We start from the raw sequence: 25,754 nt of genomic DNA, 5'->3' as shown, positions 1-25,754 counted from the left end.
TCACAGCTCCAGCAGCAGGTCGCCGGCCGCGGGGGCGATGCGCGGCGTCGCCGGCTCGAGGGGGTGTCCGACCGCGATCGCGCCGAGCGGCGACCAGTCCGCCGGCAGGTCGAGTTCACGCCGCACGACGTCCGGGGCGAAGATCGTCGACCCGATCCAGCAGCTGCCGAGCCCGCGGACGGCGAGCGAGACCAGCAGCCCCTGGACGGCGGCGCCGGCGGCGACGGTGAACATCGTGGCCTCGGCGGCGGTACGCCGGGCGTCGGGGTAACGGTGGGCGCCGTCGGGAACCCAGAACGGGATCACCACTTCGGGCGCGTCGTAGAGGATCGCGCCGCGGCCCACCCGTCGGTCGATCGCCGCCGGTGCGAGCCCGTCACCGGCGAGGTCGGCGGCCCAACGTTCGCGCATGCGGTCGAGCAGCCGGCGGCGCACCTGCTCGGTGCGGACCCAGACGAACCGCACCGGGTGGGTGTGGTGCGGCGCGGGAGCGGTGAGAGCCTCGGCGACGGCGTCGCGCAGATCTTCGGGATCGACCGGTTCCGAGGAGAATTCCCGCACCGACCGCCGCAGCAACAGCGCCTCGCGGCGGCCTCGCTCGAGTGCCTCGGCGGTGCCGAGCCAGAACAGGTCGTCCTCGCCGCGACGGACGAGTTGCCGGGCGGTGGAACCGTTGTCGGGCAGGTCGAGGCCACGGATCACCGCGACCGGGACACCGCCCAGCTTCCCCTTGACGAGGTCGCCCGCGGCCGCGATCTCGTCGGCGACGGCGACGGAGGTGACGAACAGTTCGTTGCCCTGTCCGTCACGGGATCCCGCGTACTCGTGCAGGACCGGAATTCCGGCCGCTCCGATCGCGGCATCGGTCTGGCCGACGCGCCAGGCCCGGCCCATCGTGTCGGTGACGACCACGGCGACGCTCACACCGAGCAGCGCCTGCAGACGCTCGCGCAGAGCCGCGGCGCTCGCATCGGGATCCTCGGGCAGCAGGGCGAGTTCCGAGGCGGCGACATTCGAGCCGTCGATCCCGGAGGCGGCCTGCACGATCCCGAGCCGGTTCTCGGTGATGAGCGTGCGTCCCTTGCGCGCGAGCACGCGCACCGCCTCCTGGTCGACCAGGCGGCGGCGGAGCGCATCGCGGGCCTCGGGGTCGGTGGGGGAGTCCACGATGCGGCCCTCGACCTTGGAGAAGATCTTGCTCGTGACGACGAGGACGTCTCCGTCGGCGAGCCAGGGCGCCGCGGCGGCGAGCGCGGTGGCGAGGTCGTCGCCGGGTCGGAACTCGGGCAGGCCGGGCACCGGGAGGATCTCGATCGGCCGTCCGGGGGAGTGGTCGCGCACCCCGGCGGCGGTACCGACGGCCGTGTCGGAGGGCGTGGTCACAGCGTCACTCCTGCCAGTTCGAGTGCGGCGCGAGCCATTTCGGCTGTCGCGTCGGGATCGGTCATGAGCAGCGGCACGCTGCGCACCTCGACGCCGGGCACGTCGGCGGCGTCGGTGGAGTGGATCAGCCAGCCGTCGAGCAGGCCTGCGCCGCTGCGGGCGCCGTAGTGCCGTCCCACGCCCTGGGCGGTGGTCTCGACGCCGATCACGCCGAGGCACGCGTCGGCCATGCCGCGCAGCGGTTTTCCGTCGATCACCGGCGACAGTCCGACGATCCTCGCGGACGTGGTGCGCAGCGCGCCGCGCAGTCCGGGGATCGCGAGGATCGCGCCGATGCTCACCACCGGGTTGGAGGGGGCGAGGATCACCACGTCCGCCGAGTCGATCGCCTCGAGCACACCCGGTGCGGGGGCGGCCTTCTCGGCGCCGATGTGCGCGAAGCTGTGCGTGGGCACCTGGGCGCGGTGCCGGACCCACCATTCCTCGAAGTGCACGGCGCGTTGCTCGCCGTCGGCCGGATCGGTGATGACGACGTGGGTCTCGCTGCGGTCGTCGGAGACCGGGAGGAGGGCGACGCCGGGTTTCCAGCGGTCGCACAGCGCCTCGGTCACGGCCGAGAGCGGGTACCCGGCGTTCAGCAACTGGGTGCGCAGCAGGTGGGTCGCGATGTCGCGGTCCCCGAGGCCGAACCAGTCCGGTGTCGCTCCGTACGCCGCCAGCTCCTCCTTCGCGTGCCAGGTCTCGTCGGCCCGGCCCCATCCGCGTTCGGTGTCGATCCCGCCGCCGAGGGTGTACATGCACGTGTCCAGGTCGGGGCAGATGCGCAGCCCGTGCATCCAGACGTCGTCGCCGATGTTGACGATCGCGGTCACCCGGTGCGCGGCGTCGGGGTCGAGGTCGCGGCCGGGTTCGATGCCGAGGAGCCGGCGCACGCCGGTGAGAAAACGCGCACCTCCGACGCCGCCGACCAATACAGTCACGTTCACAGGGCAAGCGTAGGCGGTGCGCCGCGAGGGCTGCCGGGGTGCCTGCGCACCCGGGCGGCAGGTGCGCAGCGGCGCGGAGGAGAACCCCGGATGGTAAGACAGCGGCGCCGCTCGGCTTGACCGCGACACGCCCCACGTGTCTAATCACATAAGTGTCATTTCCAGTGAACCGGAACCGAGATCGGTTGTGGCGAACTGCATTCGAACGCATGTTCGATGGGGGTGGCGCGGAGTGGGCCGGTTTCGACGAGAGTTGCAGCGCTGCAGGTGAGGAGGCGAACGATGGCCGACGAGCGCGAATGGTTCGAGAGCTCTCGGATCGACACTGCAGGCATCGACACTGCAGGCGAGGACGTCCGGGACGACATCGACGGCATCGGGGGGGACGCGCCTGCGCGGCCCGTGCTCAGTCTGATCGATGGTTTCGGCGACCCGTCCGACGGTGCCGACGAACAGTGGCAGGAACGCGCCTTGTGCGCGCAGACGGATCCCGAGGCGTTCTTCCCTGAGAAAGGGGGATCGACCCGGGAGGCGAAGCGGATCTGCTTGGGGTGCGAGGTGCGGGACGAATGTCTCGAGTACGCGCTGGCCAACGACGAACGCTTCGGCATCTGGGGTGGTCTGTCGGAGCGGGAGCGCCGACGCCTCAAGCGCGGCATCGTCTGAGGCGTCAGTCCTCGTCGAAACCGCCGAGTTCGGGGTCGACGACCTCGGGCTCGACGCCGAGGTACGTCGCGACCTGGTGTACGAGCACGTCGTGCACCAGGTCGGTGAGATCCTCGGGATCCTTCGCCCGCAGTTCCAGCGGGCGGCGGAAGAGCACGATCCGGGCCCGCGTCGCCGCGCCGCGCCGGTCGATCCCTGCGGGGACGAGCCGCGACAGCGGCACCGGGCCGTCCGCGACCACCTCCGACGGCCAGTTCACCGAGTCCGGGTCGAGGGCGCGGATCTTGGGCACCTCGTCGACGGCGATGTCGAGCTTGGTCAGCCGGTCGTGCCACTGTGCGTCGATCGGCGCGAAGGCCCCCAGCACGAGCAGATCGAACTTCTCCGCGCGCGAGCGCCACGCCGGCACCTCGTGCGGGAACAGCGGGCCGCGCACACCGCGGCCGCGACGGGCGACCGAGCGGGACGTCACGGGTCTGGGACGGCGCGATCGGGGCATGCCTGGACAGTACGACACGCAAATCCGAACCCGCTTCTCCGGTGTGTCCGGATAGTCCCGGAGCGCACGGCGCGCTACTCTCCGACTGTGAGATCACTGCGTCGATGCTGCCGGCCTGGGTGCAAGAACCCTGCTGTTGCGACGCTGACCTACGTGTACTCGGACTCCACCGCGGTCGTCGGTCCCCTGGCAACGGTCGCCGAGCCCCACTCGTGGGATCTGTGCGAATCGCACGGCTCGCGGATCACCGCCCCGAAGGGGTGGGAGCTGGTCCGGTACGAGGGCGCCTTCACCGCCGGGACTCCGGACGAGGACGACCTGACCGCACTGGCCGAGGCGGTGCGCGAAGCCGGACTCGGCGAGCGGGGCCGCACCGACTCCGACGACACCGATTCCGGTGTCCCCACCACCCTGGCCGCACCCCCCACCGCCCGCACCGGCCGTCGTGGCCATCTGCGCGTGTTGCCCGATCCCACGTCCTGATCGCCGCGCACTAGGCTGACCGTGCCCCGCCGCGGAGGCGGCGGCGCCAGTCGACGATCAGGAGCAGCAACAGTGGCGAGAACTGCCGAGTCCGTGTCCGCCGTGGTCAAGGCGTACGACGTGCGTGGCCTGGTGGGAGAACAGCTCGACGCCGGATTCGTCCGGGACGTCGGAGCCTCCTTCGCTCGCCTGATGCGGGACACCGGCGCCACCCGCATCGTGATCGGCCACGACATGCGCGCATCGTCCCCGGAGCTGGTCGAGGCCTTCGCCGCCGGCGTCACCGCCCAGGGAGTCGACGTCGTCCACATCGGCTTGGCCTCCACCGATCAGCTGTACTTCGCGTCCGGGATCCTCGAGGCTCCCGGCGCCATGTTCACCGCGAGCCACAACCCGGCGCGCTACAACGGGATCAAGCTGTGCCGGGCCGGGGCCAAGCCGGTCGGACAGGAGACCGGGCTCGCCACCGTCGCGGCCGAACTCGTCGCCGGCGTCCCGGACTTCGACGGTGCCCCCGGCACCGTCACCGAGCGGGACGTGCTCGCCGACTACGCCGCGTTCGTCCGCTCGCTGGTGGACCTGTCCGCGATGCGCCCGCTCCGGGTTGCCGTCGACGCCGGCAACGGTATGGGCGGGCACACGGTGCCCGCGGTGTTCGGTGCGCTCCCGATCGACCTGGTGCCGCTGTACTTCGAACTCGACGGAACCTTCCCCAACCACGAGGCCAATCCGCTCGATCCCGCCAACCTGGTGGACCTGCAGAAGCTGGTGCGCGACTCGGGTGCCGACCTCGGCCTCGCGTTCGACGGTGACGCCGACCGCTGCTTCGTCGTCGACGAGCGCGGTGAGCCGGTCACGCCGTCGGCGGTCACCGCGCTGGTGGCCTCGCGCGAGCTCGCGAAGGAACCCGGATCGACGATCATCCACAACCTCATCACCTCCCGCGCGGTGCCCGAGCTCGTCACCGAACTCGGGGGCAAGCCCGTCCGCACCCGCGTCGGGCACTCGTTCATCAAGCAGCAGATGGCCGAGACGGGGGCCGTGTTCGGCGGCGAGCATTCGGCGCACTACTACTTCCGCGACTTCTGGGGCGCGGACTCGGGCATGCTCGCGGCCCTGCACGTGCTCGCCGCGCTCGCCGGCCAGGACCGGCCCCTGTCCGAGCTGATGCGCGAATACGACCGGTACGCCGCGTCCGGGGAGATCAACTCCACCGTCGACGACGCCGCGGAGCGCACCGCCGCAGTGCTCGAGGCCTTCGGCGACCGCGCCGAAGCAGTCGACCGGCTCGACGGCGTCACCGTCGATCTCGCCGACGGTGCCTGGTTCAACCTGCGGGCCTCCAACACCGAGCCCCTGCTGCGACTCAACGTCGAGGCCCGCACGGCGGAGCAGGTCGACGCGCTGGTGAGGGAAATCCTGGCGATCGTGCGCGCGTGACGGAAGTATCCGTGGCGGGGATAATCGAGTTCCCGGGGCTCGGTCCCGGGACGGTGCGAGTCGGAAGGACGGTGGCGCAGCCATGACGGCTCCCTCTTCGATCCTCGACTTGGACGACACCGGTGCCCTGATCGACGCCGACGTCGACGGGATTCTGCGGTTCGCCGCGCTCGGCGGGGCACAGATCCGCGCCACCGCCGCGGCCGTCGACGAGCAGATCCTCGACCGCCTGCACGGCCTGCATCCGCGCAGCGTGGTGCTCGTGTGTGGCGATGCGCGCGCCGCTCGCGCGGGCGAACTCGTCGTCGCGATGCTCGCGGCGCGTTCGGCCGTGCCGCTGGTCACGGCCCCCGTCACCCCGCCCTGGGTCGGCCCGCTCGACGTCGTCGTCGTCGCGGGCGACGACGCCGGCGACCCCCAGCTCGCCGAATCGGTCGCCGCGGCCCTGCGGCGCGGCGCCGAGGTGGTTGTCGACGCCCCGGACGAGGGACCGATCCGTGGGGCGGCGGCGGGCCGGGCGATGCTGTTGCCCCCGCGGATCCGAGTGCCGGTGGCGTACTCCCTCCTGCGGCACCTGGCGGTGTTCCTCGCGGTGGTGGTGGCAATGGAGGCCACCCGCACGGCAGGCGTGGTTCCCCCGCTGGCCGATCTCGCCGACTCGGCGGACGGCGAAGCCGGCCGCGACCAGCCGGGCAGCGAGGTGTTCCGGAATCCGGCGAAGGCGCTGGCCTCCCGGATCCAGTCCCGACGGGTGGCCCTGGCGGGCGACTCGGCGGTGACGGCTGCGCTCGCCCGGCACGCGGGGGAGTCCCTGCTGCAGGTGGCCGGGGTGATCGCCTCGGCGTCGGCGCTGCCGGACGTTCTCGCCGCGCGGGACCGACTGGTCGCGATACCCCCGGCGGGTGGGGAGTCGTACGATCCGTTCTTCCACGACGAACAGCTCGACGGGCCGGTGCCCGCACCCCCGGTGCGGGTCTTGGTGTTGAGTGTGGAGGAAGATCGGCGGCAGGCGGAGCGGCGCGCGGCAGCGCTGCCGGACATGGAGTTGGTATCGGTGGTGGGGGAGTTCGAGGCGAAGGCGGTGCCGTCGGTGCCGGAGCAGGTGGCGGTGCTGGCCGTGCGATTCGAGATGGCCGCTGCCTATCTGCGGTTGGTCGGTGGTCGCTAGTGCTCCGACTCGAAGGTGCGCTGCGTTCGTATGCCTGGGGTTCGCGCACCGCGATCGCGGCGCTGTGCGGCCGGACGGTGCCGTCCGCGCATCCGGAAGCGGAACTGTGGCTGGGTGCGCACCCCGCGGACCCGGCGCGGGTGGTGAGCACCAACGGTGACGGGCCGGGTGAGGACACCTCCCTGCTCGACGTCCTCGAGGCCGATCCGGGCGGACATCTCGGGCCGGCGACACTGAGCCGGTTCGGGCCGCGGCTGCCGTTCCTGCTCAAGTTGCTGGCCGCCGAGGAACCACTGTCGCTGCAAGCGCATCCGAGTGCCGAACAGGCTGCCGAGGGCTTCGCCCGCGAGGAGGCCGCGGGCCTGCCCCTGGAGTCGCCGGTGCGGAACTATCGCGATGCGAGCCACAAGCCCGAGCTCGTCGTCGCGCTCACCCGCTTCGAGGCACTCGCCGGTTTCCGGGATCCGCATCGCACCGTCGAGCTGCTCGCCGCCCTCGAGGTACCCGAACTCGATCCCTACGTCGGGCTGCTCGCCGGGCAACCCGACTCCGACGGCCTGCGCGCGCTGTTCACCATCTGGATCACCCTTCCGCAGTCGGTGCTGTCGGCTCTGTTGCCGCGGGTACTCGACGGCTGCGTGACCTACCTGGCGACGCACAACGGCAACGGCACGGCCCCGTTCGCCGAGGAGGTCCGGACGGTGCTGCAGCTCGCCGAGTTCTACCCCGGCGACGCGGGCGTGCTCGCCGCCGTACTGCTCAACCGGATCACTCTCGAGCCGGGACAGGGCCTGTTCCTCGCAGCGGGAAACCTGCACGCGTACCTGCACGGCATGGCTGTGGAGATCATGGCCAACTCGGACAACGTGCTGCGCGGCGGACTCACGCCGAAACACGTCGACGTGCCGGAGTTGCTGCGGGTGCTAGATTTCCGGCCCGTGGACGTGCCGATCCTCGAACCCGAGCCGGCCGGTCCGGGGGAAGTGCGCTACCGGACTCCGGCCCCGGAGTTCGCCCTGTCGCGGATCGATCTCGCCCCCGGCTCCGGTGCGGCACCGGACGACGTCGCACTGCCGCCGTGCGGTCCGCAGATCCTGTTGTGCACCTCCGGGTCCGCCGGCGTGGAATGCGCGGGGCGGACCCTGCAGCTGGCGGCCGGACAGGCGGTCTGGCTGTCGGCATCCGACCCGGCCGTCACCGTGCGTGCCGCCGGCGAGCCGGCGCAGCTGTTCCGCGCCCGGTTGGCGGACGTCGACGCCCGGATCGACTAGCGTGGCGCCGCTCGGTTCCCGAGCGGACGACAGGCAGCCGGTGTCGGCTCGCGGTGCACGAAGGCCATCGACGGGACGCCGGGAGCGTACGCCGCCGCGATCGAGGACACCGGGACACGACTGCGCTGCGGTACGGCTGACCCACCTCGGGCGCGAACGGTTCCGCACGCCGTGGCATGGATTGCCGCGGCGCGGGGTACTCCCGACCTCGAAACCGAGGGGAGTGCCCGATGACCGACAACAGGGGCGTGTCCCGCAGCGGGTTGTTCCGGACCAAGTCGGTGGAGCGGTCGATCCTCGACACCGACGAACCGGATTCCCGGCTGCGCAAGGATCTCACGGCGTGGGACCTGATCGTGTTCGGCGTGGCCGTCGTCATCGGCGCCGGCATCTTCACCTTGACGGCCCGGACGGCCGGCAACGTCGCCGGCCCGTCCGTGTCGCTCGCGTTCGTGCTGGCGGCCGTGGCCTGCGCGCTCGCGGCACTGTGCTACGCCGAGTTCGCGTCGACGGTGCCCGTGGCCGGGAGCGCCTACACATTCTCCTTCGCGACGTTCGGCGAGTTCGTCGCGTGGATCATCGGCTGGGACCTCATCCTCGAGTTCGCCCTCGCTGCGGCCGTGGTCGGCAAGGGCTGGTCGCTGTATCTGGGTGAGGTGCTCGGCGGGCTGTCCCCGGTGGCCACCGTCGGACCCGTGAAGGTGGACTGGGGCGCGATCTTGATCGTCGTGGTGATCGGAATTCTCATCGCTACCGGAACGAAGCTGTCCTCGCGCGTGTCGCTGGTGATCACCTCCGTCAAGATCGCCGTCGTCCTGTTCGTGGTCGCGCTCGGCGTCTTCTTCATCGACACTGACAATTACACCCCGTACGTACCGCCGTCGGAGTCCGCGTCGACCGGGGAGGGGCTGCATCAGTCGCTGTTCTCGTTCCTCACCGGTGCCGGGGGCAGCACATTCGGGTGGTACGGATTGCTCGCCGCGGCGAGCCTGGTGTTCTTCGCCTTCATCGGGTTCGACGTGGTCGCCACCACGGCGGAGGAGACACGGCATCCCCAGCGGGCGGTGCCCATCGGGATCCTGGGGTCCCTCGCGATCGTCACCGTGCTCTACGTGGCGGTGAGCCTCGTCCTCACCGGGATGGTGAACTACAGGGAGCTGGCCGGGGACGAGTCGACACTCGCGACGGCGTTCGCTCTCAACGGGATGGACTGGGCCAAGAATCTCATCTCGATCGGCGCCCTCGCCGGCCTGACCACGGTGGTGATGGTCCTCATGCTCGGCCAGACCCGCGTGCTGTTCGCGATGGCCCGCGACGGCCTCGTTCCGCGCCGTCTCTCGCACACGGGCCGTCACGGCACTCCGGTGCGGACGACCGTGCTGGTGACGGTCGTGGTGGCGGCGCTCGCCGGGTTCATCCCGCTCGGTGCCCTGGAGGAGATGGTCAACATCGGGACGCTGTTCGCATTCGTTCTGGTGTCGATCGGAGTGGTCGTGCTGCGGCGCACCCGGCCGGACCTCGAGCGCGGCTTCCGGGTGCCCGCGGTGCCGCTGGTGCCGGTCCTCGCGGTGCTGTCCTGCCTGTGGCTCATGGCCAACCTGTCGGTGGAGACGTGGTTGCGGTTCGTGGTGTGGATGGTGATCGGTGTGGTCGTCTACTTCTCCTACAGCCGCAGGCACTCCGTGCTCGCCGAACCGGCGGTACCGCGCCGGTAGCTCTGTTCGTGTTGACGGGATCGGCCTCGCGTGAAACCGTCGCGGCATGTCGATCGTGCACGAATCCGCCACTGCCGGGGAGCCTCCGCGAGCCGGGGAACCCGGAGACCGGCAGCGCGTACCGTTCCACGAGGCCAGCCGGATGCTGCTGCGCAATTCGGTGCTCGACGCCATGCGGGACCTGCTCACCGCCCGTGACTGGTCCGCGGTCACCATGACGGACGTCGCGCGGGGCGCGGGTGTGAGCAGACAGACCCTGTACAACGAGTTCTCGTCGCGGCAGGGACTCGCTCAGGCGTACGCGCTGCGCCTGGTGGATCAGTTCGTCGACGCCGTCGACGACGCGATCTACACCCACGTGGGACAGGCGCGCGCCGCCCTCGTCGAGGGGTTCACCTCGTTCTTCGTCGAGAGCAGTGCCGACCCGCTGATCCAGTCGCTGCTGCGCGGCGACGCCAAGCCGGATCTGCTGCGCCTGATCACCACGGACTCTGCGCCGCTCATCGAACGAGCCTCCGCCCGGCTCTCGGAAACTTTCCAGCGCAGTTGGGTACAGGCGTCCGCGACGGACGCGGGCATTCTGGGGCGGGCGATCGTGCGCGTCGCGATGAGCTACATCTCGATGCCGCCCGAGTCCGACCGGGACGTCGCCGCGGACCTGGCCGAGCTGCTCGGCCCGTTCATCGATCGCTCCGCCCGGCGCGACTGAACAGCGAGTTGTATAGCCTGTTGGCAGAACCGACTGCCAACAGGAGAGGCATCCTCACGTGTCCGACAACAAGCTCGTGGCCGACCAGCGCAACGGCATCGACTTCAAGGTCGCCGATCTGTCCCTCGCCGAATTCGGCCGCAAGGAGATCCGGCTGGCCGAGCACGAGATGCCCGGCCTGATGGCGCTGCGCCGCGAGTACGCGGAGGTGCTGCCGTTGAAGGGCGCGCGGATCTCCGGCTCGCTGCACATGACGGTCCAGACGGCCGTGCTGATCGAGACCCTCGTCGCTCTCGGCGCCGAGGTGCGCTGGGCCTCGTGCAACATCTTCTCGACCCAGGACCACGCCGCCGCGGCGGTCGTCGTCGGCCCGCACGGAACCCCGGAGGAGCCCAAGGGCGTGCCGGTGTTCGCATGGAAGGGTGAGACGCTCGAGGAGTACTGGTGGGCGGCCGAGCAGATGCTCACCTGGCCCGCCGCCTCCGACGGCACCCCGCGCCCGGCCAACATGATCCTCGACGACGGCGGCGACGCCACCATGCTGGTGCTCAAGGGCGCGCAGTTCGAGAAGGCGGGCGTGGTGCCCCCGGTGGACGAGGACCAGGACTCCGCCGAGTACCGGGTCTTCCTGGCGCTGCTGCGCGAATCCCTCGCACAGGATCCCAAGAAGTGGACCGCCGTCGCCGAGTCGGTGCGCGGCGTCACCGAGGAGACCACCACCGGCGTGCTGCGGTTGTACCAGCTCTCGGCCGGCGGCGATCTGGCGTTCCCCGCGATCAACGTCAACGACTCGGTCACCAAGAGCAAGTTCGACAACAAGTACGGCACCCGGCACTCGCTGCTCGACGGGATCAACCGCGGCACCGACGTCCTCATCGGCGGCAAGGCCGCCCTGGTGTGCGGCTACGGCGACGTCGGCAAGGGCTGCGCGGAGGCGCTGCGCGGGCAGGGCGCGCGGGTGTCGGTCACCGAGATCGACCCCATCAACGCGCTGCAGGCGCTGATGGACGGCTTCGACGTCGTCACCGTCGAGGGCTTCATCGAGCAGGCCGACATCGTGATCACCGCGACCGGTAACAAGGACATCATCACCTTCGATCACATGCGTCGCATGAAGCACCAGGCCATCCTGGGCAACATCGGCCACTTCGACAACGAGATCGACATGGCCGGCCTCGAGCGGGCGACGGATGTCACCCGGATCAACATCAAGGCGCAGGTCGACGAGTTCCGTTTCGCAGACGGGCATTCCATCCTCGTGCTGTCCGAGGGCCGGCTGCTGAACCTCGGCAACGCCACGGGCCACCCGTCGTTCGTGATGAGCAACTCGTTCGCCAATCAGGTGATCGCCCAGATCGAGTTGTGGACCAAGCCGGACGAGTACGACAACGAGGTCTACCGTCTGCCCAAGCACCTGGACGAGAAGGTCGCCCGCATCCACGTCGAGGCGCTCGGTGGTGAACTGACCAAGCTGTCCAAGGATCAGGCCGAGTACATCGGGGTCGACGTCGAAGGCCCGTACAAGCCCGAGCACTACCGGTACTGAGCGCGGGAATCGCAGGACACCACCGATGGGTGCGTTGATCGTCGTGGAGGGGCTCGACGGGGCCGGCAAGCGGACACTCTCCGCCGGCCTCGTCGAGGCTTGGCGCGCAGCCGGATTCGTCGTCTCGACGCTTGCGTTCCCGCGTTACGGGACATCGGTGCACGCCGACCTCGGTGCCGAGGCGTTGCGGGGCCGGCACGGTGACACCGCCTCGAGCATCGAGGCGATGGCGCTGCTGTGGGCTCTCGATCGCCGTGACGCCGCCGACGGGTTGCGGAAGCTCCTGGCGGACAACGACATCGTCCTGCTCGATCGGTACGTCGCGTCCAATGCCGCCTACACCGCCGCCCGGCACCACGAGGGCGGCTCGGGACCGGCGGTGGAGTGGGTGCGTGAACTCGAGTTCGAGCGGTTCGCGCTGCCCGTGCCGGATCTGCAGCTGCTGCTGCGGGTGCCGGTCGAGCTGGCGGCGCGCCGGGCCCGCAGCCGCGCCGCGTCCGACACGGGCCGCGACCGGGACGCCTACGAACGGGACTCGGGTCTGCAGGCCCGCACCGGACAGGTGTACGACGACCTCGCACGCCGACAGTGGATGTCGCCGTGGCGGGTTGCCGGACCCGATGCCGATCCGCGACAACTCGCCGCCGAGATCTCAAATCAGCTTCACCACGGTCGAGGAGTGACACGATAGAAGCCATGAAGCCGAGGATTCTGGTTGTCGACGACGACACCGCGCTCGCCGAGATGCTTACGATCGTCCTGCGGGGCGAGGGATTCGAGCCCTACGTGGTGGGGGACGGTTCGCAGGCGCTGAACGCGGTCCGGGAGATCCGGCCCGACCTCGTCCTGCTCGACCTCATGCTCCCGGGCATGAACGGTATCGACGTCTGCCGGGTGCTGCGCGCCGACTCGGGCGTGCCGATCGTCATGCTCACCGCCAAGTCGGACACCGTCGACGTGGTGCTCGGACTCGAATCCGGCGCCGACGACTACATCGTCAAGCCGTTCAAGCCGAAGGAACTCGTGGCCCGGGTCCGCGCGCGGCTCCGTCGCACCGAGCAGGAACCGGCCGAGGTGCTCTCCATCGGCGACATCGCCATCGACGTTCCCGCTCACAAGGTCACCCGCGGGGACGAACTGATCTCCCTCACCCCGCTCGAGTTCGACCTGCTGGTGGCGCTCGCGCGCAAGCCGCGGCAGGTGTTCACTCGTGAGGTGCTGCTCGAGCAGGTGTGGGGCTACCGGCACGCGGCCGACACCCGTCTGGTGAACGTCCACGTGCAGCGGCTGCGGGCGAAGGTCGAGAAGGATCCCGAGAACCCCGAGGTGGTGCTGACGGTGCGGGGCGTCGGCTACAAGGCCGGACCGCCGTGATCGGTGTGTACCGACTGCGGCGGCGGATCACCAGGAGGACTCTGCCGCTGCTGAGGTGGTCACGTGCGGTGAGCAATCGGCTCGCCCACACGTGGCGGCGATCGCTGCAACTGCGGGTCGTGGTCTCGACCCTGTCGTTGTCGCTGATCGTGATGCTCGTCCTCGGTGTCGTCCTCACCAGCCAGATCACCGAACGACTGCTCGAGGTGAAGATCAACGCCGCCACCGAGGAGGTCGAGCGGTCCCGCGCCCTCGTCGAGGGTCAACTCGCCGGCGCCGACGACTCCGGCTCGCTGCAGGTCCGGCTCGACGGCGCCGTTGCGGCGCTGACGAATCGCAGCAGCGACGCGGGCGAGGACACCGGCGTCGCGGGCACCTTCGACCCGGTGCTGATCGTGCCGGGCGACGGACCACGCGCACCGACGTCGAGCGGGCCCGCCGACCAGATCCCCGAGAACCTGCGCGCCTTCGTGCAGAAGGGCCAGATCGCCTACCAGTTCGCGACGGTGTCGGATCCCGACGGCTACTCCGGTCCGGCGCTGATCGTGGGCACGCCGACGGCGTCGGACATCTCCACCCTCGAGCTGTACCTGGTGTTCCCGCTGGCGGGCGAGGAGAACACACTGTCACTGGTGCGGGGCACGCTCCTCGTCGGTGCCGGGGTGCTGCTCGTGCTGCTCGCCGCGATCTCGATGATCGTCGCCCGCCAGGTGGTCCTGCCGATCCGCTCGGCATCGCGTATCGCGGTCCGGTTCGCCGACGGCCGGCTCAAGGAACGCATGCCGGTACGCGGCGAGGACGACATGGCGCGCCTGGCCATGTCCTTCAACGAGATGGCCGAGAGCCTGTCGCGGCAGATCACCCAGCTCGAGGAGTTCGGCAACCTGCAGAAGCGGTTCACCTCGGACGTCAGCCACGAGCTGCGTACCCCGCTGACGACGGTGCGGATGGCCGCCGATCTCATCCACGACGGCAGCGACGAACTCGACCCGTCCCTCAAGCGCGCCTCGGAGCTGCTCGTCACCGAGCTCGACCGCTTCGAGAGTTTGCTGGGCGACCTGCTCGAGATCAGCCGCCACGACGCCGGCGTCGCCGAACTCGCCGCCGAGCAACTCGACCTGCGCATGTGTGCCCGCGCCGCGGTGTCCACCGTCCGGCATCTCGCCCGCGAGAGCGGCACCGAGCTGATCGTCGACCTGCCGGGTGAACCCGTCGACGCCGAGGTCGATCCGCGCCGCGTCGAGCGCATCCTGCGCAACCTGCTCGCCAACGCCATCGACCACGGAGAGGGCAAACCCATCCTGCTGCGCCTGCGCGCCGACGACACCGCCGCCGCGTTCATCGTCCGGGACCAGGGCGTCGGTCTGCGGCCCGGCGAGGAGAAACTCGTCTTCAACCGGTTCTGGCGGTCGGACCCGTCCCGGGTGCGGCGCTCCGGCGGAACCGGGCTCGGGCTGGCGATCAGCGTCGAGGACGCCAACCTCCACAACGGCAAGCTCGAGGCCTGGGGTGAACCCGGCCTGGGGTCCTGCTTCCGGCTCACCCTCCCGCGACAACGGGGACGCAAGGTCGGCCGCAGTCCGCTGCCACTCGTTCCCAGCACGGTCCGCGCGGTCCAGGGCCGTCCGCTGCCGGGTGCGCCCGCGGCGGACGAGGACGCGTCCGTGGACGCCGAGGCCGGCGAGGACACCGCGACCGCTGCGAACCCGGCGGCGGTACCGGTCCCGCCCGAGGGGGCCACCCCATGAGGGGCACGAAGACGCTGCTCGCGGTGCTCACGGGCCTGACCGTCGCCGTGTCCGGCTGTGCCAGCCTGCCGGACTCGTCGTCGCCCCAGGCGGTGGGCACCATCGCTCGCGAGCCCACCACCACGTCGGTCCCGGCTCCGGCGCCGGGGCGGGAACCGGACCTGCTCCTGCGGGACTTCCTGCGCGCCAGCACGGACCCGGCCAATCGTCACCTCGCCGCCCGGCAGTTCCTCACCGCCGACATGTCGGCCGAGTGGGACGACGCCGCCAGCGCGACGATCGTCGACAAGGTCGACGTGCTCCCGGAGTCGCGCAGCGCCGACCGCGCGACGTACGTCATCCGCGCCAACCGGGTCGGCCACCTGGAGGAGGGCGGGGTCTACCGCCCCGACGAAGGACCGTTCGAAACCAAGATCACCCTCGTGCTGCGCGGCGGCGAATGGCGCATCGACGAGATGGGGCCGGGCGTGGTCATGGACCGCCCGCAGTTCCTCAACGGCTACCAGCGGCGTTCGCTGTACTTCGTCGACCCGTCCGGGCGCACGGTCGTCCCCGACCCCCGCTGGATCGCCTCGAACCAGGACCAGACCGCGGCCCAGCTGATCGACCTGCTCATCGACGGCCCGAAGGCAGCCCTGGCACCGGCCGTGCGCACGGAACTCGGCTCGGGAGTGTCCGTGCGGGGGCCGATCACCAAGGCCGACGGCCGCACCACCCAGGTCGGTGTCGGTCTCGGGGGTGTCCGGATCGACTTCCTGGGGTTGCGGCCCCTGAGCAAGGAAAGCCGCGAGTTGCTCGCCGCCCAGGTGATCTGGACGCTGGCCAACGCCGAGATCACCGGCCCGTACGTCCTGCTCGCGGACGGTCAGCCCCTCGACGAGCGGTTTCCGAACGGCTGGACCACCGCGGACGTCGCATCGATGAACCCGCTGGCCACCTCGAGCGCCACCATCGGCCTCCACGCGCTGCGCGGTGGCGGGCTGGTCAGCGTCGCCGAGACCGGGGTCACTCCGGTGCCCGGGACCTTCGGCACCGCCACGAACCTGCGCTCGGTGGCGTTGTCGCACGACGGCGAACTGGCGGCCGCCGTCGCCGACACCGGGCGTCCGGAAGCCACCGCCGAGTTGCTGATCGGCCCGTACCGCGACGGCCCGGCGGCGCGCGCACTCCAGGCCGACTCGATCACGCGGCCTACGTGGGCACTCGACGACAATTCCGTGTGGTCCGTGGTCAACGGCACGAACGTGGTGCGTGCGGTGCGTGAGCCGGGCACCGGCCGGATCACGGTCCTGCCCGTCGACGCCGGGGCCGTGCGGGCGGTGGGCAACACGATCAGCGATCTGCGCCTCTCCCGCGACGGCGTGCGCGCGGCGATGATCGTGGACGGACGCGTCTACGTCGCGGTGGTCGTGCAGAGATCGAACGGGGAATTCTCACTCACGTCACCCCGTGAGATCGCCGTCGGTCTCGGCAGCCCGGCCTTGTCCCTGGACTGGAGCACCCCGGACACCGTGGTCGTGGCCCGGGCCGCCTCCGACGTCCCGGTCGTGCAGGTCGCGGTCGACGGCTCACGAATGGACGCCCTGCCGAGCCGCAACCTCACCCCGCCGGTCGTCGCCGTCGAGGCGTCGACGACCTCGGAGTTCGTGGCCGACTCGCGGGCGGTGTTCCAGCTGAACAACGCCGATCCGGCCGGCGATCGGTACTGGCGGGAGGTGCCCGGCCTGACCGGGCTGCAGGCCGTCCCCGTCCTGCCGGGCTGACGGCTCGGGTAGATGTCGGGGCCGACGGTCACACTGTCGCGGTGCTGACGTCGCTGCTGGATCTGGTGCTGCCCGTCGAGTGCGGCGGTTGCGGCCGCCCCGGCGTCGGCTGGTGCCGGCGCTGCGCCCGGGAGCTGGCGGACGTGCCGGCCCGGGTCCGGCCCCGAGTCGATCCCGGCGTTCCGGTGTGGGCCCTGGGGCCGTACGGCGGTGCGCGCCGCCGCGCGGTGATCGCGGCCAAGGAACACGGCCGGCGCGACCTGGCCGGTCCGCTCGGCCTCGCGCTGGCCACCGCGGTGTCACGGCTGCGGCGCTGGGGGGAGCTGCCCGCCGGGCCTCTCGTCGCGGTGCCCGCCCCGACGAGGGCCCACGCGGCGCGCGCTCGCGGCGGCGATCCGGTGCTGCGTGCGGTGCGGGCGGCCGCCGGTTACGACCGGCGTCTCGAGGTCTGCGGCCTTCTCGTCACCGGACGTGCTGTCCGGGATTCGGTGGGATTGTCGGCTGCGCAGCGGCAGCGCAATCTGGCCGGGCGGGTGCGGCTGCGGAGGGCCGGGCCACCGGCGGGAGCGGACGTGCTGCTCGTCGACGACGTCGTCACCACCGGCGCCACCGCCACGGAATCGGTGCGGGTCCTGCGGGCAGCGGGCCATCGCCCGTGCGGGGTGCTGGTGATCGCCGCCGCATGAGAGCCGGAGGACCCCGAGCCGCAGGCCGAGGGGCCGGGCACGTCGGGGACATCGGTCCCACCGTCAGGTGACGACGGCGTGAAATTGAGCGGAACGGTGGCACTCCCCGCCGTTCCGTACTACCGTCGCCCTCAGACCCGAAAACACAGGTAGCGGGCGCAAAACGCCCCTCAGCCGTCGTGTCGGGCGGAGCGCATTTCGCGCTCGTCGATCATGCCGGCGCGCGAGCTGCGCCGGCCGTACTCGGGAGGTACGAGTGACGATCCCTTCGAAGTCCAAGGTTCCCGCTGCTGAGGCCGAAGCCGGTACTGCGGAGTCCAACGGTCCCCGCGCCGACGTCGTCGTCAAGGGGCGCAACGTCGAGGTCCCGGATCACTTCCGGGTCTACGTGTCCGAGAAGCTCGCTCGGCTCGAACGTTTCGACCCGACGATCTTCCTGTTCGACGTCGAGTTGCAGCACGAGCGCAATCGCCGGCAGCTGAAGAGTTGCCAGCGCGTCGAGATCACCGCTCGGGCCAAGGGGCCGGTGGTGCGCGCAGAGGCATCCGCGGACAGTTTCTACGCTGCCTTCGAGTCCGTGACGGACAAGCTCGAGGCGCGGCTGCGCCGCACGAAGGACCGCCGCAAGGTGCACCACGGGGAAAAGACCCCCGTCTCGGTGGCCGAGGCCACTGCCGAGCTCGCCCGGGACGACTCGCTCGGAATCTCACCGGAGATCTCGCTGGAGCAGTACGAGCCCGAGCCCTCGGGTCCCGGCCGGATCGTGCGAACGAAGGAACACACGGCCGAGCCGATGACCGTCGACGACGCGCTGTACGAGATGGAGCTGGTCGGTCACGACTTCTACCTGTTCCACGACAAGGAGTCCGACAGTCCGTCCGTCGTCTACCGCCGGCACGCGTTCGACTACGGGTTGATCCGGCTCGTGTGACCACTGCGCCGCACAGCGGCGGCACCGTGTGTGCCACCCCGCCGAGCGGTCGCCCGTGGTCACCTCGTCGATAGACCGCCTACCATGGAATCCGGCCGGGGTCGATACAGGCCTCGGCCGGATTTTCGTTGTCCGTGCTGTACCCGAGATTGAGGACGAACACGCCCGTGCTGTCGCTGTCGAAGCTGCTCCGAGTCGGTGAAGGTCGCATGGTCAAGCGGCTCAAGCACATCGCCGACCACGTCGATTCCCTCTCACCCGAGTTCGAGTCCCTCACCGACGAGCAGTTACGGGCCAAGACGGACGAGTTCCGTCGTCGCTACCAGGAGGGTGAGGCCCTCGACGAGTTGCTGCCCGAGGCGTTCGCCACGGCCCGCGAGGCGTCGTGGCGCGTGCTGGGGCAGAAGCACTACCCGGTTCAGATCATGGGCGGCGCGGCCCTGCACTTCGGCAACATCGCCGAGATGAAGACCGGTGAGGGCAAGACCCTGACCTGTGTGCTGCCCGCATACCTCAATGCCATCGCCGACGAGGGCGTGCACGTGGTGACGGTCAACGACTATCTCGCCAAGCGCGACTCCGAGTGGATGGGCCGGGTGCACCGGTCACTCGGTCTCGAGACCGCGGTGATCCTGTCCGGTCTGACGCCCGCCGAGCGGCGCACCGCATACGCAGCCGACATCACCTACGGCACCAACAACGAGTTCGGCTTCGACTACCTGCGCGACAACATGACGCACTCGCTCGACGATCTCGTGCAGCGCGGCCACAACTTCGCGATCGTCGACGAGGTCGACTCGATCCTCATCGACGAGGCCCGGACGCCGCTGATCATCTCCGGCCCGGCCGACGCGTCGAGCAAGTGGTACGCCGAGTTCGCGCGGATTGCGCCGCTGCTGAAGAAGGACGTCCACTACGAGGTGGACATCAAGAAGCGCACCATCGGCGTGCACGAAGCGGGGGTCGAGCTCGTCGAGGACCAGCTCGGCATCGACAACCTGTACGAGGCGGCGAACTCGCCGCTGGTGAGCTACCTCAACAACGCGATCAAGGCCAAGGAGCTGTACCAGCGCGACAAGGACTACATCGTCCGGGACGGCGAGGTGATCATCGTCGACGAGTTCACCGGCCGCATCCTCGTCGGACGTCGCTACAACGAGGGCATGCACCAGGCCATCGAGGCCAAGGAACGCGTCGAGATCAAGGCGGAGAACCAGACGCTCGCCACGATCACGCTGCAGAACTACTTCCGCCTCTACGACAAGCTCTCCGGCATGACGGGCACCGCCGAGACCGAGGCCGCGGAGCTGCACCAGATCTACGAGCTCGGGGTGATCCCGATCCCGACCAACAAGCCGATGGTCCGCGTGGACCAGGGCGACCTGATCTACAAGACGGAGACGGCGAAGTTCGCGGCGGTCGTCGACGACGTCGCCGAACGGCATGCCAAGGGGCAGCCGGTCCTGATCGGCACCACCAGCGTCGAACGCTCCGAGTACCTGTCCGCGCAGTTCACCAAGCGCGGCATTCCGCACAACGTGCTCAACGCCAAGTTCCACGAGCAGGAGGCGACCATCATCGCCGAGGCCGGGCGGTCCGGTGCGGTGACCGTCGCGACCAACATGGCCGGCCGCGGTACCGACATCGTGCTCGGCGGCAACCCCGACATCCTCGCCGACGTGGAGCTGCGCAAGCGGGGTCTCGACCCGGTCCACACGCCCGAGGAGTACGAGGCGGCCTGGGACGAGGCGGTCGAGCGGATCAACGCCGAGGTCAAGGCCGACGCCGACAAGGTCAGGGACGCCGGCGGCCTGTACGTCCTCGGCACCGAGCGGCACGAGTCCCGCCGGATCGACAACCAGCTGCGCGGCCGGTCCGGCCGGCAGGGAGACCCGGGCGAGTCGCGCTTCTACCTCTCGCTCGGTGACGAGTTGATGCGCCGGTTCAACGGTGCGGCGCTCGAATCGATCATGACCCGCTTGAACCTGCCCGACGACGTGCCGATCGAGGCGAAGATGGTCTCGAAGGCCATCAAGAGCGCCCAGACACAGGTCGAGCAGCAGAACTTCGAGATCCGCAAGAACGTCCTGAAGTACGACGAGGTGATGAACCAGCAGCGCACCGTCATCTACGACGAGCGTCGCCGCATCCTGCGCGGGGAGGATCTCGAAGGCCAGGTCGAGCACATGATCACGGACGTGGTCACCGCCTACGTCGACGGCGCCACCGCCGACGGTTACGTCGAGGACTGGGACCTCGAGCAGCTGTGGACGGCCCTGCGGACCCTCTACCCGGTGGGCCTCGATCACAAGGAGCTCGCCACCTCCACGGACGGCGAACCCGCGGATCTCAGCCGGGAGGAACTGCGTGAGGCGTTGCTGAAGGACGCGCACGCCGCATACGCCCGCCGTGAGGCGGAGATCGACGCCATCGCCGGGGAGGGCGGCATGCGCGAGCTCGAGCGTCGGGTCCTGCTCTCGGTGCTCGACCGCAAGTGGCGCGAACACCTCTACGAGATGGACTACCTCAAGGAGGGCATCGGCCTGCGGGCGATGGCCCAGCGCGATCCCCTCGTGGAGTACCAGCGCGAGGGCTACGACATGTTCGTCGGGATGCTCGAGGGCCTGAAGGAGGAGTCCGTCGGATTCCTGTTCAACCTGCAGGTCGAGGCCGCGCGGCCGCAGCCGGCCCCGGGGGTCGGTGTCACCGCCGCGTCCGCCGCGGCCACCGCGCAGGCCGCCCCCACCCTGACGAAGCCGGCTCCGACCCCGGCCGCCCCCGCGCCGACTCCGGCACCCACGCCCGCCCCGGCGACGCTGCGCGCGAAGGGACTCGACGAGGACGACGATCGCAATCTCACCTACACCGGGCCGGCCGAGGACGGCAGTGCCCAGGTTCGGCGCAGTTCCGCGACCTCGTCGCCGGCCGCGTCCGCACCCGGGACGACGGGCACTCGTCGGCAACGCCGGGAGGCGGCACGCAAGCAGGCCAAGGCGCAGCGCCGCCGCTGACGGTGCGTCCGGGCCGGGAGGTGGCCGGCCCGGACGCATAGTCAGCCCGGACGCATGGTCAGCCCAGCCACACCGTGGTGAGCAGCCATCCGTGCGGCGTCCGGCGTGACACGGGGTGGCGCGAGATCCGGCCGGCCAGCGCGAACACGCGATGGCCGCGGCCGTAGGAGCCGAACAACTCGGCGGTGTCGGCGTCCACCGCACGCAGCCGGGTCCGCAGGAGCACCGCCGTCCCCGCATCGTTCGTCCTCGTGCCGACAGCTACGGCCGCATGCAGCGACGGATGGAGCACGGCGGCGAGCTGGGGCTCCGGGCGGCGGCGGTCGGCTACTTCGAGGATCAACCGGGCCGCGAGGTCGGCGAACCGTCGTGCCGCCGGATCCACCTCCGGTAGTGCTCGCCCGGTCGGCGGCACGGCCTTCACCCGCATCGAACGGCCGTCGTGCGGGGTGAGGCGCCGCTTCGCGTGCCGGCGGTGCGGTCCGGCCGGGCAGCAACGCTGCACCGGCGGCTCGAACGGAACGATGCGCCGGACGTAGCGGGCGTCGTGCTGAGGGGTCATCGATTCTCCCGGTTCCGAGGGACGACGTCGGCGCGGAACAGCCGACAGCGGGTGCACAGACCCCGGGAGAGGACGGAGTCGCCGGTCATGGTGCCACATCCGCGCGCCGGTGTCGCCGTGTCGTTCGGGTCGTTGCATCGCCTGACCGGTGCGCGCGAACTAGGGTGAGGCGATGCGTGGACTGGTTCTCGATTTCGGTGGGGTGCTCGCGGGCCCCGGCACGGACGCGGCCGCGCTCGGCGGGATCCTCGCCGAGGTGCGCCGGCGCGGCGTGCGCACCGCGATCCTCAGCAACGATCCGGGTGGTGCCGCGGCCGCACCCCTGCGTGATCTGGGGCGGGGCCGGCTGGTGGACGAGGTGGTGCTGTCCGCAGACGTGGGCACCGCGAAACCGGATCCGCGCAGCTACCTGGCGGTGGCCCGGCGTCTCGGGCTCGAGCCGTCGGTGTGCGTGTTCGTCGACGACCTGCGGGTGAACGTGGACGGTGCGGTCGCCGCGGGAATGGTCGGCGTGCACCACGCCGATGCCGCCGAGGTGGTGGCGGAACTGACGGTACTGTTCGGTCTCGACGTCCCGTCGCAGGCCGGAGCGGCGCGACGGGACGAAGACGAGAGGGATGCGGGGCGATGACCCACCGGATGTCGGCTCAGGACGCGTCGTTCTACTTTCTGGAGACGAGCAACACCCCCATGCACATCGGGTCGCTCGCCATCCTGGAGCAGCCGAGCGGCGGGCTCGACTACGAGGACGTGCTGCGGCTCGTGGAGCGCCGTCTGGCCGCGGTGCCGCGGTACCGGCAGAAGGCGCGCGAGGTCGCGCTCGGCCTGGCGCGTCCGGTGTGGGTCGACGACCGCGACTTCGACATCACCTATCACGTGCGGCGATCGGCACTTCCGCGGCCCGGCTCCGAAACGCAGCTGCACGACCTGTTGGCCCGGTTGATCTCCCGTCCCCTCGACCGCTCCCGCCCGCTGTGGGAGATGTATCTCGTCGAAGGCCTCGCCGGCGACCGGTGCGCCCTGTTCACAAAGACCCACTCGGCGCTGGTGGACGGCGATCAGGCACTCGAGATCGGACAGGTCCTCTTCGAGCCCACCGAGACGCCCCGGGTGGATCCGGAGGAGTTGTGGATGCCGGAGCCGGAGCCGAGCGACTCGGCGCTGCTGCTCGGCGCGCTCGCCGAGCTGGTGGCCCGGCCCGGTGAGGCGGTGTCGGGAGTGCGGGCGGCGGTCGGCGATCTGGCCGCGACGGCCGGGGAGGCGCTGGACGTGGTGGGCCGGTTGGCGCGCACCGCCGCCCAGTCCGCGCCCGACAGCCCGTTGAACGCCCCGATCTCCCGTAACCGCCGGTTCGCGGTGGTCAAGGCGGATCTCGAGTTGTACCGCAAGATCCGGGCGCGGTACGGCTGCACCGTCAACGATGTCGTGCTGGCGGTGATCGCGGGGGCGCTGCGGTACTGGCTGCTCTCCCGCGGGGAGCCGCTGACGGAGGCGACGGTGGTCCGGGCGATGGTGCCCATGTCCGTGTACGCACAGGACCCGGACGCGCCGGAGGCGGGCCGGGAGGAGTCCGAGACGGGTCCGCGCGGGGAGGTCTCGACGTTCCTGGTGGACCTTCCGGTCGGGGAACCGAACGCGGTCGTCCGTCTGTCCCACATCTCGCACGCCGGGGAGGCCTACTCGCGGCAGGGCCGGCGGGTACCGGCGCGGTCGATGATGCGACTGTCCGGATTCGCGCCCGCGACCATGCATGCGGTGGGGGCTCGGGTCGCGAGCGGATTCTCCCAGCGCATGTTCAACCTGATGATCACGAACGCGCCGGGCCCGCAGCATCCCCTCTACCTCGCCGGGGCCCGGGTCCTCGAGATGTATCCGATCTCGCCCCTGCTGAAGAATCAGGCGCTGAGCGTCGCGTTGACGTCGTACGACGGCAACGTCTACTACGGTCTCAATGCGGACCGCGACGCCATGCCCGATGTGGAGGTGCTGACGTCGCTGCTGCACGAGTCGCTCGAGGAGTTGTTGGATGCCAGTAGGTGAGTTGTGACGCGGGTGTACGTACCGGCGACCATCGAGACGTTGAAGCGGCTGGTCGCCGACGGTGAGTTCGAGGCGGTGAGCCGTACCGCGTTCGCTGTCACCCCGGCGCTGCGCGAGGCGTACACCTCCGGCGACGACGAGGAACTCGCCGAGGTCGCGATGGCCGAGGCCGCCCGCGCCTCGCTGCGGCTGCTGGCCGGCCGGGCCGACGACGACCCGCCGCCCGAGTTCGGTCTGCGCCGGGTGGTGGTGGCCGCGGACGTCGACGAAGTGACCCTGCGTCCCGACCTCGACGACGCGGTGGTCCGGCTGCCCGGTCCGGTGCCGCTGTCCGCGGTGGCGTCGGTGCACGTGGACCTCGCCGCTGCGGAGCCGGACATCGCCCGGGCCCTGCCGGTCGTCGATGCCGCCGATCTCGGCGACGAGGAGGCGGAGTTCGTGCTGGGCGACGCCGAGGACCACGAACTCGCCTGGTACGCCACGCAGGAGCTGCAGTTCCTACTGGAGCTGCTCTGATCGGCTCCGAGTGTGATCGCCGTCTCGACTCAACCTACGCCTCCGTAGGGAACTGGTAACCTACGGAGGCGTAGCCCGTGGACGAGGAGAAGTGATCGGATGGGTCTGAAGGACTGGATCGAGCGGCCGGCGGCGCACGTCGCGACGAAGGACCGATCCGTGTCGAACATCCTGCGTGGCGCGGCCGCGCGGCTGACGACACCCCTCCTTCCCGACGACTACCTGCATCTCGCCAACCCGCTGTGGTCGGCGCGCGAGCTGCGTGGACGCATCGTCGAGGTCCGCCGCGAGACCGCGGACTCCGCGACGCTCGTCATCAAGCCCGGCTGGGGCTTCGACTTCGGGTACGCACCGGGTCAGTACATCGGCATCGGACTGCACGTCGACGGCCGCTGGCACTGGCGTTCGTACTCGCTCACCTCCTCGCCCACCTGGGACCGCAAGCTCATCTCGATCACCGTCAAGGCCATGACGGACGGGTTCCTCTCGACCCACCTCGTCAGCGGCGTGCCCGCCGGCACGATCGTGCGGCTCGCCGAACCCAAGGGCGAGTTCGTCCTGTCCGACCCCCCGCCGCCGAAGATTCTGTTCCTCACCGCGGGCAGCGGCATCACCCCGATCATCTCGATGCTGCGCACCCTCGACCGCCGCTCCGAGCAGGCACATGCCCAGCTGCCCGACGTGGTGCACATCCACTCGGCGCCCACCGCCCCCGAGGTGATGTTCGCCGACGAGATCGCCCGATTCGGGGCAGACCACGAGCAGTACCACCCGTACGTGCGCCTGACTCGGGAGCAGGGCAAGTTCGCCCTCCCCGAGCTCGACACGGTGTGCCCCGACTGGCGGGACCGCCAGGTGTGGGCGTGTGGACCGCAGGCGATGCTCGACGACATCGAGCGGTTCTGGGATTCCGCGGGCCTGCCGGAGCGGCTGCATCTGGAACGCTTCGCCGTCTCCCGCGCGGACACCTCCGGCGCCGGCGGCACGGTGACCTTCGCCAAGTCCGGAAAGGTCGTCACCGTCGACGGTGCGACGACCCTGCTCGAGGCCGGTGAGAGCGCCGGCGCGCTGATGCCGTTCGGCTGCCGGATGGGAATCTGTCAGACTTGTGTGGTGCCCCTGGAGAAGGGGCATGTCGTCGACCTTCGGTCCGGCAAGGAACACGCCGAGGGGGAGCGGGTGCAGACCTGCATCTCCGCGGCTGCCGGAGACTGCACGCTCGGCGCCTGACGCACTACCCACCCGTTCCAGGGGGAA

The 25,754-nt window shown here is 70.4% G+C and carries 23 protein-coding genes; 19 read left to right on the top strand and 4 right to left on the bottom strand.

Features of this window, described 5'->3' with window-relative positions; translation table 11 throughout:
* Complete coding sequence (locus AC2IPW_RS16135) at positions 1-1,383, bottom strand: coenzyme F420-0:L-glutamate ligase (RefSeq protein ID WP_289381649.1); 1,383 nt, start codon at positions 1,381-1,383, stop codon at positions 1-3.
* A complete protein-coding gene (gene cofD / locus AC2IPW_RS16130) occupies positions 1,380-2,369 on the bottom strand; it encodes a 2-phospho-L-lactate transferase (protein ID WP_054374213.1) in 990 nt (329 codons plus the stop codon). Before cofD ends, AC2IPW_RS16135 begins: the two co-directional genes overlap by 4 nt.
* 402 nt (positions 2,370-2,771) lie before the next feature.
* Here cofD and AC2IPW_RS16125 point away from each other — a divergent pair, with 402 nt between their 5' ends.
* Complete coding sequence (locus AC2IPW_RS16125) at positions 2,772-3,035, top strand: WhiB family transcriptional regulator (protein WP_193788813.1); 264 nt, start codon at positions 2,772-2,774, stop codon at positions 3,033-3,035.
* Positions 3,036-3,039: 4 nt separating this feature from the next.
* Here the strand turns inward: AC2IPW_RS16125 and AC2IPW_RS16120 are convergent, their stop codons facing one another.
* Complete coding sequence (locus AC2IPW_RS16120) at positions 3,040-3,534, bottom strand: metallopeptidase family protein (RefSeq protein WP_040784265.1); 495 nt, start codon at positions 3,532-3,534, stop codon at positions 3,040-3,042.
* Between the two features lie 87 nt (positions 3,535-3,621).
* On the opposite strand from AC2IPW_RS16120, the gene AC2IPW_RS16115 reads away from it, so the two are divergent.
* The 14 genes from AC2IPW_RS16115 (at position 3,622) to secA (ending at position 21,379) form a co-directional block, all read left to right on the top strand.
* Positions 3,622-4,017: a DUF3499 domain-containing protein gene (locus AC2IPW_RS16115; protein ID WP_193788811.1), complete on the top strand. Its 396-nt coding sequence runs from the start codon at positions 3,622-3,624 to the stop codon at positions 4,015-4,017.
* A gap of 72 nt (positions 4,018-4,089) precedes the next feature.
* Positions 4,090-5,457: a phosphomannomutase/phosphoglucomutase gene (locus tag AC2IPW_RS16110; RefSeq protein ID WP_450120722.1), complete on the top strand. Its 1,368-nt coding sequence runs from the start codon at positions 4,090-4,092 to the stop codon at positions 5,455-5,457.
* An 82-nt stretch (positions 5,458-5,539) separates the two neighbouring features.
* Positions 5,540-6,625 carry an SIS domain-containing protein gene (locus AC2IPW_RS16105; protein WP_003939105.1) on the top strand — a complete coding sequence of 362 codons (1,086 nt, stop codon included), beginning with the start codon at positions 5,540-5,542 and terminating at the stop codon, positions 6,623-6,625.
* A complete protein-coding gene (gene manA / locus AC2IPW_RS16100; RefSeq protein ID WP_003939106.1) occupies positions 6,625-7,896 on the top strand; it encodes a mannose-6-phosphate isomerase, class I in 1,272 nt (423 codons plus the stop codon). The genes AC2IPW_RS16105 and manA overlap by 1 nt, the downstream gene beginning before the upstream one ends.
* Before the next feature lie 230 nt (positions 7,897-8,126).
* Positions 8,127-9,611 carry an amino acid permease gene (locus AC2IPW_RS16095; protein ID WP_416061377.1) on the top strand — a complete coding sequence of 495 codons (1,485 nt, stop codon included), beginning with the start codon at positions 8,127-8,129 and terminating at the stop codon, positions 9,609-9,611.
* Positions 9,612-9,657: 46 nt separating this feature from the next.
* On the top strand, positions 9,658-10,320 hold the full coding sequence (locus AC2IPW_RS16090; RefSeq protein ID WP_450120720.1) for a TetR/AcrR family transcriptional regulator: 663 nt from the start codon (positions 9,658-9,660) through the stop codon (positions 10,318-10,320).
* Positions 10,321-10,378: 58 nt separating this feature from the next.
* The gene (gene ahcY / locus AC2IPW_RS16085) at positions 10,379-11,866 is read left to right on the top strand and encodes an adenosylhomocysteinase (RefSeq protein WP_003939109.1); all 1,488 of its coding nucleotides are present in this window, start codon (positions 10,379-10,381) and stop codon (positions 11,864-11,866) included.
* Positions 11,867-11,891: 25 nt separating this feature from the next.
* Positions 11,892-12,557, top strand: a complete 666-nt coding sequence (locus AC2IPW_RS16080; RefSeq protein ID WP_289381407.1) for a dTMP kinase — start codon at positions 11,892-11,894, stop codon at positions 12,555-12,557.
* Between the two features lie 5 nt (positions 12,558-12,562).
* Positions 12,563-13,240, top strand: a complete 678-nt coding sequence (gene mtrA, locus AC2IPW_RS16075; RefSeq protein WP_003939111.1) for an MtrAB system response regulator MtrA — start codon at positions 12,563-12,565, stop codon at positions 13,238-13,240.
* Complete coding sequence (gene mtrB / locus AC2IPW_RS16070; RefSeq protein ID WP_486375190.1) at positions 13,237-14,988, top strand: MtrAB system histidine kinase MtrB; 1,752 nt, start codon at positions 13,237-13,239, stop codon at positions 14,986-14,988. The genes mtrA and mtrB overlap by 4 nt, the downstream gene beginning before the upstream one ends.
* A complete protein-coding gene (gene lpqB, locus AC2IPW_RS16065) occupies positions 14,985-16,751 on the top strand; it encodes an MtrAB system accessory lipoprotein LpqB (RefSeq protein WP_486375189.1) in 1,767 nt (588 codons plus the stop codon). The genes mtrB and lpqB overlap by 4 nt, the downstream gene beginning before the upstream one ends.
* Before the next feature lie 41 nt (positions 16,752-16,792).
* Complete coding sequence (locus tag AC2IPW_RS16060; protein WP_486375188.1) at positions 16,793-17,437, top strand: ComF family protein; 645 nt, start codon at positions 16,793-16,795, stop codon at positions 17,435-17,437.
* Between the two features lie 256 nt (positions 17,438-17,693).
* Positions 17,694-18,368 (top strand): ribosome hibernation-promoting factor, HPF/YfiA family, encoded by a 675-nt coding sequence (gene hpf / locus AC2IPW_RS16055; protein WP_289381416.1) that lies wholly within the window; start codon positions 17,694-17,696, stop codon positions 18,366-18,368.
* 209 nt (positions 18,369-18,577) lie between these two features.
* A complete protein-coding gene (gene secA, locus AC2IPW_RS16050; RefSeq protein ID WP_486377019.1) occupies positions 18,578-21,379 on the top strand; it encodes a preprotein translocase subunit SecA in 2,802 nt (933 codons plus the stop codon).
* Between the two features lie 58 nt (positions 21,380-21,437).
* Here the strand turns inward: secA and AC2IPW_RS16045 are convergent, their stop codons facing one another.
* A complete protein-coding gene (locus AC2IPW_RS16045; RefSeq protein ID WP_486375187.1) occupies positions 21,438-21,941 on the bottom strand; it encodes an Rv3235 family protein in 504 nt (167 codons plus the stop codon).
* A gap of 172 nt (positions 21,942-22,113) precedes the next feature.
* Between AC2IPW_RS16045 and AC2IPW_RS16040 the strand changes: the two genes are divergently transcribed.
* The 4 genes from AC2IPW_RS16040 to AC2IPW_RS16025 all read left to right on the top strand — a co-directional run bounded on the left by AC2IPW_RS16040 (position 22,114) and on the right by AC2IPW_RS16025 (position 25,727).
* On the top strand, positions 22,114-22,572 hold the full coding sequence (locus AC2IPW_RS16040; RefSeq protein ID WP_371383602.1) for an HAD-IA family hydrolase: 459 nt from the start codon (positions 22,114-22,116) through the stop codon (positions 22,570-22,572).
* On the top strand, positions 22,569-23,981 hold the full coding sequence (locus tag AC2IPW_RS16035; protein ID WP_486375186.1) for a WS/DGAT/MGAT family O-acyltransferase: 1,413 nt from the start codon (positions 22,569-22,571) through the stop codon (positions 23,979-23,981). The genes AC2IPW_RS16040 and AC2IPW_RS16035 overlap by 4 nt, the downstream gene beginning before the upstream one ends.
* Before the next feature lie 3 nt (positions 23,982-23,984).
* On the top strand, positions 23,985-24,497 hold the full coding sequence (locus AC2IPW_RS16030; protein ID WP_003939119.1) for a DUF6912 family protein: 513 nt from the start codon (positions 23,985-23,987) through the stop codon (positions 24,495-24,497).
* 99 nt (positions 24,498-24,596) lie between these two features.
* Complete coding sequence (locus AC2IPW_RS16025; protein WP_003939120.1) at positions 24,597-25,727, top strand: ferredoxin reductase; 1,131 nt, start codon at positions 24,597-24,599, stop codon at positions 25,725-25,727.
* The last annotated feature ends 27 nt before the right edge of the window (positions 25,728-25,754 follow it).

The organism is Rhodococcus sp. NS-SX18, assembly GCF_057367935.1.
This window is presented reverse-complemented; position numbering and strand designations above follow the sequence as displayed.